This window comes from Pseudomonas sp. TAE6080, from assembly GCF_018732265.1.
In the GTDB taxonomy this organism is placed as follows: domain Bacteria; phylum Pseudomonadota; class Gammaproteobacteria; order Pseudomonadales; family Pseudomonadaceae; genus Aquipseudomonas; species Aquipseudomonas brenneri.
Window position 1 is genome coordinate 21,344 of record NZ_JAHIDY010000056.1, and the last position, 8,734, is coordinate 30,077.

The following is an 8,734-nucleotide window of genomic DNA, read 5'->3' on the forward strand; positions in this document are numbered from 1 at the left end:
CTGGAGAAGTTAATGAAAGCCATTTTGTCTCGTGCAACCCTGGCCAGTCTTTTGCTGGGGGCTTCCATGCTGGCGTCAGCCGCCGATATCCCACGTACACCTGCGCCCAAGGGGGCTGAGGTGTTTATTGTCTCGCCTAAGGATGGCGCTACCGTCGACAAGACCTTCACCGTTGAGTTTGGCATCAAGGGCATGGACCTTGAGCCTATCGACAAACAAGTCCCAGGTGCCGGCCATCACCACTTGCTGGTTGATCAAAAGGCATTGCCTGACCCAAGCCAGCCGATTCCCGCCACCGATACCGTGATCCACTTCGGCAAGGCACAAACCAAGACCGAACTGACCCTGGCCCCGGGCAAGCACACCCTGCAACTGGTGGCGGGCGATAATGTTCACCGTCAGTTTGAACCTACTGTAGCCTCAAAAGTGATCACCGTTACCGTCAAGTAAGATTTGTTCAGACGAAAAAAAGGGAGCCCTCAGGGCTCCCTTCTTCGTGGTGCGTCTGAAACCTTAGAACAACACGCGGCTACGGATAGTACCGCTGATGTGCTGCAGCTTCTCTTGCGCCAGGTCCGAGTACTCGGCGTCGACGTCGATTACCACGTAGCCAACCTTCTCGTTGGTCTGCAGGAATTGACCGGAAATGTTGATGCCGTTTTCCGCGAAAACCTTGTTGATCTCCATCATCACACCCGGGATGTTCTGGTGGATGTGCAGCAGGCGGTGCTTGCCAGGGTGAGCCGGCAGGGCTACTTCCGGGAAGTTGACCGAGGACACCGACGTACCGTTGTCGCTGTACTTGACCAGCTTTTCCGCCACTTCCAGGCCGATGTTGGCCTGGGCTTCAGCGGTGGAGCCGCCGATGTGCGGGGTCAGGATCACGTTGTCCAGGCCACGCAGCGGGCTTTCGAAGATGTCGTCGTTGGAGCGTGGCTCCACCGGGAATACGTCGATGGCGGCGCCGATCAGGTGCTTGTCCTTGATCGCGTCGGCCAGGGCATCCAGTTCGACCACGGTGCCGCGAGCGGCGTTGATCAGGATCCCGCCTTTTTTGATAGCGCGGATTTCCTTCTCGCCGATCATCCACTGGGTCTCAGCGGTTTCCGGAACGTGCAGGGTCACGATATCGGACATGCCCAGCAGCTCGGTCAGGCTCGACACCTGGGTGGCGTTGCCCAATGGCAGCTTGGTCAGGGTGTCATAGAAGAACACCTGCATCCCTAAGCCTTCGGCCAGTACCGACAATTGCGTACCGATCGAACCGTAACCGACGATACCCAGCTTCTTGCCGCGGATTTCGAAGGAGTTGGCCGCGCTCTTGATCCAGCCGCCACGGTGGCAGGAAGCGTTCTTCTCAGGGATGCCGCGCAGCAACAGGATGGCCTCGGCCAATACCAGCTCCGCCACGGAGCGGGTGTTGGAGTACGGGGCGTTGAACACTGCGATACCGCGCTCGCGCGCTGCATTGAGGTCCACCTGGTTGGTGCCGATGCAGAAACAGCCGACAGCCACCAGCTTCTTGGCGTGGTCGAAGATCTCTTCGGTCAGCTGGGTGCGGGAGCGAATGCCGATAAAGTGCGCGTCGGCGATCTTTTCCTTGAGCTGGGATTCCGGCAGAGAACTGGTGATGTACTCAATGCTGGTGTACCCGGCGGCCTTTAGGACGTCGACGGCCGATGGGTGGACGCCTTCCAGAAGAAGGAACTTGATCTTGCTCTTATCGAGAGAAGTCTTGCTCATCTGCGTAAACCTGTATCCCGGAGAAAAATGGCAGGGAATCGGATCGCTTAAGCTGACCCGGACGGCAGGAAAGCCGTCACCGCAGAAACGCCCTTGGGCTCTGTCCTGCGGGGGCGGTATGCTAGCATACGCGCCCCGCTAAACACTCATTCCTGCGACGTGAAGCGTTCTCAGGATGACCATGAATTGTTCGAGAGTTCTGTCGATGACCCATCCTGCCCTGATTGATGAGCTAAAGACCCTGGTTGAGCCCGGCAAAGTGCTGACCGATGCAGACTCCCTGGAGGCTTACGGCAAGGATTGGACCAAGCACTTCGCCCCCGCGCCGACCGCCATCGTCTTCCCCAAGACCATTGAGCAGGTGCAGGCCATTGTCCGTTGGGCCAATGAACACAAGGTGGCGCTGGTGCCATCCGGTGGGCGTACCGGCTTGTCGGCGGCGGCCGTTGCCGCGAATGGCGAAGTGGTGGTGTCGTTCGACTACATGAACCAGATCCTCGACGTGAACCTCACCGACCGCACCGCCGTGTGCCAGCCGGGCGTGGTCACCAAGCAGTTGCAGAACGTCGCCGAAGAAAACGGCCTGTACTACCCGGTGGACTTCGCTTCGTCCGGTTCCAGCCAGATTGGCGGCAATATCGGCACCAATGCCGGCGGGATCAAGGTCATTCGCTACGGCATGACCCGCAACTGGGTGGCCGGCATGAAGGTCGTCACTGGCAAGGGCGATGTACTGGAGCTCAATCGCGACCTGATCAAGAACGCCACCGGCTACGACATGCGCCAACTATTTATCGGTGCTGAAGGCACCCTGGGCTTTGTGGTGGAAGCCACCATGCGCCTGGACCGTGCGCCGAAGAACCTGACCGCCATGGTCCTCGGTACGACTGATTTCGACTCGATCATGCCGGTGTTGCATGCGTTCCAGAGCAAGCTGGATCTGACGGCGTTCGAGTTCTTCTCCGACAAGGCCCTGGCCAAAGTCCTCGGCCGTGGCGACGTACCGGCGCCGTTCGAGACCGATTGCCCGTTCTATGCCCTGCTGGAATTTGAGGCCACCACCGAAGAAGTCGCCAACCACGCCCTGGAAACCTTTGAGCACTGTGTCGAGCAGGGCTGGGTGCTGGATGGCGTGATGAGCCAGAGCGAAACCCAGCTGCACAACCTGTGGAAGCTGCGCGAGTACATTTCCGAGACCATCTCCCATTGGACGCCGTACAAGAACGACATCTCGGTCACCGTGTCGAAAGTACCGGCGTTCTTGAAGGAAATCGATGCGATCGTCGGCGAACATTACCCAGACTTCGAAATCGTCTGGTTCGGCCACATTGGCGACGGCAACCTGCACTTGAACATCCTCAAGCCACAAAACCTGTCCAAGGACGAGTTCTTCGCCAAGTGCGCCACCGTCAACAAGTGGGTGTTCGAAACCGTCGAGAAGTACAACGGTTCGATCTCCGCCGAACATGGCGTGGGCATGACCAAGCGTGACTACCTGACCTACAGCCGCTCCCCGGTTGAAATCGAATATATGAAGGCGGTGAAGGCCGTGTTCGACCCGAACGGGATCATGAACCCGGGCAAGATCTTCGCTGTTTAATCATCACGAAAGAGGAAGTGGTCCATGAGCTATCAGCATAAGTACGTCGACGGCACCAACATCCACTTTCCACTGGGCAAAGTGGTTTGCATCGGGCGCAACTACGCCGAACACGCCAAGGAGCTGGATAACCCGGTGCCGACCGAGCCGTTGCTGTTTATCAAGCCGGGCAGTTGTGTGGTGCCATTGGAAGGCGGTTTTGCCATTCCGGCCGAGCGCGGTTCGGTGCATTACGAAGCGGAAATTGCGGTGTTGATCGGCAAGCCCCTGTCGAAAACCCCGAGCCGTGAAGAAGTGCTGGATGCCATCTCCGGCTTCGCCCCGGCCCTGGACCTGACCCTGCGCGACAAGCAGGCCGAGCTCAAGGCCAAGGGGTTGCCGTGGGAAATCGCCAAGTCCTTCGATGGTGCGGCAGTGATCGCCCCCTTTGTGGTTGGCAGCACGTTCCCGGACTTGGCCGATATCGGCATTCGCCTGACCATCAATGGCCAAGTGCGCCAGGACGGCAACAGTTCGCATATGCTCAACCCGATCGTACCGATGATCCAGCACATGGCTGGCTGCTTCTCGCTGCAGGCCGGTGATGTGATCCTCACTGGCACGCCAGCCGGGGTCGGCCCGCTGAATGTGGGCGATGAGCTGGTGCTGGAACTGTCGGGCGTGAGCCGCTTCGAAAGCAGCGTGCGCTAACCCCATTCCCCTGTAGGCGTCGGCTTGTGTGGGAGCTGGCTTGCCTGCGATAGCATCACCGCGGTGTGACTGACACACCACGGTGCCTGCATCGCGGCGATGCGGCGATCCGACAAGCCCGGCTCCCACACAAGCCCGTACACAATTTATTTGTGTGTACTCCGTAAATCAGGGTTTTGCATTTTTTTCACACGCCATCCGGATAATCCTCGTCCATATGGCACGCAGGCGCTCTGAGCCTGGGCTATCACCTACAGCCGATTATCTGGAAGCCTCCATGGCCGTGCCGCTCCCTTCTGTGAAACCCACTCCTCGTCCGCGCTTGAAGATGCGCTGGTACTCCTGGCTGTTCCTGGTCGGGGCGCTCATGTACGGGGTCTCCTGGTTGATGCACTGGGATGACCGTGGCGCGTTATGGGTGCTGGAACGTTTCGAAACACCGGTTGAACGCCAGGAAAGTGTCTGGCTTCCGGACTACCAGGCGGTGATCGACGCCAAACCGTTGCCTGGCATGGAAAAGGACGAGGCTTCGGACTTGGCCTACAACCCCCAGACCAAAACCTTGTTCGCAGTCATGGGGCGCAACCCGTTCCTGGTGGAACTCAGCCTGCAGGGTGATGTGCTGCGCAAAATGCCCCTGGTCGGCTGGAGCAACCCTGAAGGCGTGACGGTGATGGAAAACGGCGTGCTCGGTATTGTTGATGAGCGCCGGCACTCCCTGACCCTGGTCAAGGTGGATGCCGACACACGCCAATTGGCTTTCGCGGACTTCCCGACCTATGACCTGGGCCCTTCCGAGAATCAGAACAAGGCGTTTGAAGGCGCAGCCTGGGATAAACGCAATCAACAGCTGATCCTGGGCAAAGAGCGGCCAGCACAGCTGTTTACCTGGAAAAGTGATGGCAGCCAGGTCCTGATTGGCGACAAACAGGTGTTACCGAGTACCGAGTTGGATATACGCAACCTTTCCGCCTTGAGCATCGATCCGCGTACCGGTCACCTGTTGGTGCTGTCCGCCGATTCCAATCTGCTGCTGGAGCTGGACGAAAAGGGTGAGCAAGTCAGCTTCATGACCGTGCTCGGCGGTTTCAACGGTCTGAAAGACACCATCCCACGCGCCGAAGGCGTGGCCATGGACGAGAACGGTGCGCTGTACATGGTCAGTGAGCCAAACCTGTTCTATCGTTTCGAGAAGCAGAAATAGTCGACTGATTACGTCGGATTCTTCCCTATGAGCGGCATTCGCCAGACAGTGAGGGGCGTTTAAGTTTAAATTCAGACTGCTGTGATATTCATTTGCCAGTTTTGACTTTGAGCCAGCCCCCATGCGCCGATTTACCCGCCCCAAACCTGCACTTCTTATCCTGTTGTTGATCGCTCTGATCGGCGGTGGAGTGGTTGCGCAGAATTTCCGTTTATTCGAGCGTGCCTGGTTCAATTGGCAGTCCTGGCGTCAGCCGGCGGATGAGCGATCCATTGGCCTGGCGGATTATCAGGTGGTGCTGGAGGCGCAGGTCATCGACGGCCTCGACGATGATGTCTCGGCACTGACCTTTGATCCGGTGCGCAAGAGCCTGTTTACCGTGACCAATCAAAACGCCGAACTGGTCGAGTTGTCCCTGGACGGCAAGATCCTGAGGCGGATTAATCTGGTGGGTTTTGGCGATGCCGAAGCGGTGGAGTTCATCAGCGAGAACACCTATGTGGTCAGCGATGAACGCCAGCAGCGCCTGATCAAGATTCACCTGGAGGACGACACACAGTTTCTCGACGCGGCCGACGCCGAGCAGATGACCCTGGGTGTGCACCTCAAGGGCAATAAAGGGTTTGAAGGGCTGGCCTATGACTCGGTGGGCAAGCGCCTGTTTGTCGCCAAGGAACGGGACCCGATGCTGATCTACGAAGTGCACGGCTTTCCCCATTTCAAACCGGAAAAAACCTACTCGGTCCACGTCGTCAACAACCCCCGGCGCGATGCCGGGCTGTTTGTACGTGACCTGTCCAGCCTGCAATACGACGAGCGCAGCGGCCATCTGCTGGCGCTGTCCGATGAGTCGTATTTGGTGTTGGAGCTGGATATCGACGGGCGCCCCTTGAGCAGTCTGTCGCTGCTCAAGGGGCGCCATGGCTTGAAAAAGCGTGTGCCCCAGGCCGAGGGCATTGCCATGGATGACGATGGCACGCTGTATCTGGTCAGCGAGCCGAACCTGTTCTACGTCTTCAAGAAAACCCCCGCCCCACTGTAGGAGCGAGCTTGCTCGCGAAAAACTCAAGAACGCCGCGTTTAACCAGACTGAACGCGTTGGCGTTGACGTTCTTCGCGAGCAAGCTCGCTCCTACAAGGATCGTATGGGGCTCAGAACATCCACTGCACGCCCAGGGAATAGCCGGTCTGGCTGCCTTCGGCATGGCCCAGGCGGCCGTTCACTTCGGCGTACACCCCAAGCTGCGGGGTGATCGCCAACTGGCTGCCGACCTGTGCGCGGCCAAAACTCTTGTCCACTGAACCCAGGCGCGCAGTGCGCACCTGGCCATCAGCCCGTGCAGTCAGGTCCAGGTCGTCCAGGCGGCCGTCGGCCAATTCCTTGACCCAGGCGATATCGCCATAGGGCATCAGGCTCAAGCCGTAAGGCAGGGCCACAGCACCGCGTACGCGCCAGCCGAGGCTGGCTTCCAGGGAGTTGAAAGACTGCTCTTCATATTCAAGGGCGGTGCGCAGGTTCTGCTTCTCGTGGAACTTGTCGATGCGGTAGTGGCTGTAGTCCAGCCCGGCAAACGGCCCGGTCTTGAGGGTGCCCAGGTCGAAGTCATAACCACCGAGCACCCGAGCGCCGAGGGACAAGGCATCGGTCTCGCCAGTCAGTTGCTGGTTAAGCAGCACGGGGCCGCCATTGGCCTGGATCACCAGGTTACGTTTTGAGTCGAAGCTGCTGTGGCCCACGCTCAGGTCGCCGGCCAGCCAGGTTGGGCCGCCATCGTTCAACAAGGCATAGACTGCGGCTTGCCAGGTGTCGCTTTGCAGCTTGCCACGGTGCTCCAGTTTGTCGCGACCGTTGAGGTAGCTGAGGCTGGCGCCGATGTTCAGGTTGCTGCTCAGTTGATAGTCGCCCAGGGCATGCAGGCCCAGGCGCCGGGCTTCGGGGTTAGGGGCCGTGTCGAAGCCGCTGTCCGGACTGTACTCGCCGTCCACACCGATCTCGCCATCAAAGCTGCCCACTTCACGGCTGGCCGATTGCAACGTCAGCCAGCGGCGATCGTGCAAACGCACCATGGCCTGGTGCTGGCGCTGCAGGTTGTCCTGCATATTGCGCGCAACCGCACCGCCCGAGGTGGTGGAGGCCATCAAGTCGGCATTGGTCAGCTCCAGCACCAGGCGGCTGAGCAGGCGCGAATAGTCGCGCAGGCGCTGGTCGATGCGTTCCTGGCCGAAAGCATTGGTCAGGACTGTCTTGTTGTCTTCGTTGGGGTCGTGCCAGGTCGAACCGCCGGGGATCGCCGGGTTGTCGGTCTGGGTGTAGCCGTCCAGGTCGCCCAGTTCCCAGTTGGTGGCTTCGATATACAGGATGGGAATGTTCAGCGGCTCGAAGGCTTCGCCGTCGCTGCAACAGCCGGTGCCTGCGGGGTATTTCGGGTCCAGGCCGGGGTTGGTGAACAGGTTGATGTTCAATTCCTTGGCGATCTGCATCGTGTGCTCACGCAGCGACGCCAGGGCCGGGTTGGCGGTGCTGTTCTGGCCGGCGTGGGCGTACATCATGTCGCCGGTGATCAGGCTGTCGAGGTTGATCATGGCCAGCATGTTTTCACGCTGGCTGGCACTCAGGGAGTTGACGAAGGCCCTGGAGCCGCGCAGGCCTTCCTCTTCGGCGCCGAAGCCGACGATCTGCAAACCGTTTTCCAGTTGCAGGCCGCCGAGGTTCTTCGCCACTTCGGTCAGCACGCTGGCACCGGAACCGTTGTCGTCTAGGCCTTGCAAGGCCGGGCGGCCAAAAAAGGTATCGAAGTGTGCGCCAATCACCACGTACTGCGCCTTGGTGCCGGCAGCGTAGGCCACCACGTTCTGTGAGGCGCGGCTGCCGGCGTTCCAGGTGAAGTCCTGGCGACTGATGGCGTAGGCATTGCCCATCTGGCTCTGCATCCAGTCGGCAGCGCCGGCAAAATTGGCCGTGCCGCGATAACGGCCAGGGTAGTCGGTGATCAGTTTTTCCAGGGTGACATTGGCGTGTTCGCCATAGTCGTAGGCGTTGGATTGTGTCGAAAGCAGGGCACAGGCAACGCTGACAGCGAGAGCTAGGGGCTTGATCACAAGGTCTTCCTTGAGAGGATTGAGGGAAATGCTCGGCGGGACCGATTGCACAATGCGCGCCTCATTCCATGGGGCGGTCGCGGGTTGGCGCGTTGGTGGAAGGCGGAGTCGCCTGGCTATAAGTTGTAACGGATTTGATACCAGATGCAGCGGGGGATGCCGTGACCTGGCGCACAAATTGGAGCGGGCGGAGGAGGGGATGCTGCGAAAAGTAGCGTTTTTGTTACATATCCATCGGGTACAACATCGGTCAGATGTGGGAGCTGGCTTGCCTGCGATAGCATCAACTCGGTATTGCTGACAGACCGAGTCGCCTGCATCGCAGGCAAGCCAGCTCCCACATAATGGACTGCCCCCGAAAAGTTGGACAGTTTCAGCTAGCAGCCTCAGCAGCATGA

Annotated in this window: 7 protein-coding genes; 5 read left to right on the plus strand and 2 right to left on the minus strand. The window is 59.3% G+C overall.

The genetic code is table 11. The annotated features are described in order from the left end of the window. Positions 1 to 12 precede the first annotated feature (12 nt). Positions 13 to 450 carry a DUF4399 domain-containing protein gene (locus KL786_RS26950; RefSeq protein WP_032858882.1) on the plus strand — a complete coding sequence of 146 codons (438 nt, stop codon included), beginning with the start codon at positions 13 to 15 and terminating at the stop codon, positions 448 to 450. Between the two features lie 63 nt (positions 451 to 513). Here KL786_RS26950 and serA read toward each other — a convergent pair whose 3' ends face one another. Beyond that, entirely contained in the window at positions 514 to 1,743 is a 1,230-nt protein-coding gene (gene serA, locus KL786_RS26955) for a phosphoglycerate dehydrogenase (protein ID WP_029289418.1), read from the minus strand. A gap of 205 nt (positions 1,744 to 1,948) precedes the next feature. On the opposite strand from serA, the gene KL786_RS26960 reads away from it, so the two are divergent. The 4 genes from KL786_RS26960 to KL786_RS26975 all read left to right on the plus strand — a co-directional run bounded on the left by KL786_RS26960 (position 1,949) and on the right by KL786_RS26975 (position 6,279). Beyond that, the gene (locus tag KL786_RS26960) at positions 1,949 to 3,343 is read left to right on the plus strand and encodes a D-2-hydroxyglutarate dehydrogenase (RefSeq protein ID WP_215519520.1); all 1,395 of its coding nucleotides are present in this window, start codon (positions 1,949 to 1,951) and stop codon (positions 3,341 to 3,343) included. 24 nt (positions 3,344 to 3,367) lie between these two features. Then, a complete protein-coding gene (locus tag KL786_RS26965; protein ID WP_215519521.1) occupies positions 3,368 to 4,033 on the plus strand; it encodes a fumarylacetoacetate hydrolase family protein in 666 nt (221 codons plus the stop codon). A 277-nt stretch (positions 4,034 to 4,310) separates the two neighbouring features. Next, the gene (locus tag KL786_RS26970) at positions 4,311 to 5,237 is read left to right on the plus strand and encodes an SdiA-regulated domain-containing protein (RefSeq protein WP_215519522.1); all 927 of its coding nucleotides are present in this window, start codon (positions 4,311 to 4,313) and stop codon (positions 5,235 to 5,237) included. A 121-nt stretch (positions 5,238 to 5,358) separates the two neighbouring features. Continuing rightward, positions 5,359 to 6,279, plus strand: a complete 921-nt coding sequence (locus KL786_RS26975) for an SdiA-regulated domain-containing protein (protein WP_215519523.1) — start codon at positions 5,359 to 5,361, stop codon at positions 6,277 to 6,279. A 110-nt stretch (positions 6,280 to 6,389) separates the two neighbouring features. On the opposite strand, the gene KL786_RS26980 is transcribed toward KL786_RS26975, so the two are convergent. Further along, positions 6,390 to 8,336, minus strand: a complete 1,947-nt coding sequence (locus tag KL786_RS26980; protein ID WP_215519524.1) for an autotransporter domain-containing protein — start codon at positions 8,334 to 8,336, stop codon at positions 6,390 to 6,392. Positions 8,337 to 8,734 lie beyond the last annotated feature (398 nt).